The sequence below is a fragment of the Saccharomonospora iraqiensis subsp. paurometabolica YIM 90007 genome (assembly GCF_000231035.2).
GTDB lineage: Bacteria > Actinomycetota > Actinomycetes > Mycobacteriales > Pseudonocardiaceae > Saccharomonospora > Saccharomonospora paurometabolica.
Genome location: NZ_KI912201.1, coordinates 4,691 through 5,517, shown reverse-complemented (window position 1 = coordinate 5,517; position 827 = coordinate 4,691). Strand labels below are relative to the sequence as shown.

Below are 827 nucleotides of genomic sequence, written 5' to 3'. Positions count from 1 at the left end.
GCCCCCGGCGGCGTCCCCTGCGGGAGCGTCCGCTCCGGCGACACCGCGGGCACCGGGCCCGGGGCCGGCCGCACCGGCGTGGGGGTGCTGATGGCGGTCCCGACCGACTGGCACTACCTGCTCGTCCTGGCCGGCTGCGTGGCCGTCACGCTGCCGCTGGAGTTCGCCGGTGCGCGGGTGTACCGCAGGCCGCGCGCGCTCGCGGCGGCGTTGGCGCCCGCGGCCGGGTTCCTGGTGTGGGACCTGATCGCGATCGCGGCGGGGGTGTGGTCGATCGACCCGCGGTACACGCTCGGCCCGGAGTTGGCTCCCGGACTGCCGTTGGAGGAGGCGTTGTTCTTCGTGGTGATCCCGCTGTGCGCGCTGTTGACCTTCGAGACGGTGCGCCGCCTCGGTGTGCGGGACCACCCGTGACGGGCCTCGGGTACACGCTGCCCGCGGTGCTGTCCGTGGCCGCCGTGGTGGCCGCGGAGCGGAGGTGGCTGCGCACGGGCCTGTTCCGGCGGCCGTCCTACTGGGTCAGTCTCGGCATCGTGTTCGCCTTCCAGGTGCCGGTCGACGGCTGGCTGACCAGGCTCCAGGCCCCGATCGTGCGGTACGACCCGGCGCACCACCTGGGTGTGCGGTTCCCGTGGGACATCCCGGTCGAGGACTTCCTGTTCGGGTTCAGCCTGGTCACCGCGACGTTGCTGGCCTGGTCGTGTCACGAGCGCAGGCACGCGCCCGACCGGACGGAGGTGCGCCGGTGACCGGATCGCTGCCGCGGGCCCGGGTGCCCGCGGCGTTCGACGCCGCGGCCGCGGGGTACGACCGGCTCGTCGGCCTGA

The 827-nt window shown here is 74.8% G+C and carries 2 protein-coding genes; both read left to right on the top strand.

Translation table 11 applies throughout. From position 1 onward, the window contains the following. The first annotated feature begins 90 nt into the window (after positions 1-90). Positions 91-414, top strand: coding sequence for a lycopene cyclase domain-containing protein (locus SACPADRAFT_RS0202815; protein WP_040923874.1), 324 nt, complete (start codon positions 91-93; stop codon positions 412-414). Beyond that, on the top strand, positions 411-749 hold the full coding sequence (locus SACPADRAFT_RS0202810; RefSeq protein ID WP_007027806.1) for a lycopene cyclase domain-containing protein: 339 nt from the start codon (positions 411-413) through the stop codon (positions 747-749). Before SACPADRAFT_RS0202815 ends, SACPADRAFT_RS0202810 begins: the two co-directional genes overlap by 4 nt. Positions 750-827 lie beyond the last annotated feature (78 nt).

Bases quoted from the DNA above. Each gene is read 5' to 3' on its own strand.
- SACPADRAFT_RS0202815 (WP_040923874.1), top strand. From the start codon at position 91: ATGGCGGTCCCGACCGACTGGCACTACCTGCTCGTCCTGGCCGGCTGC.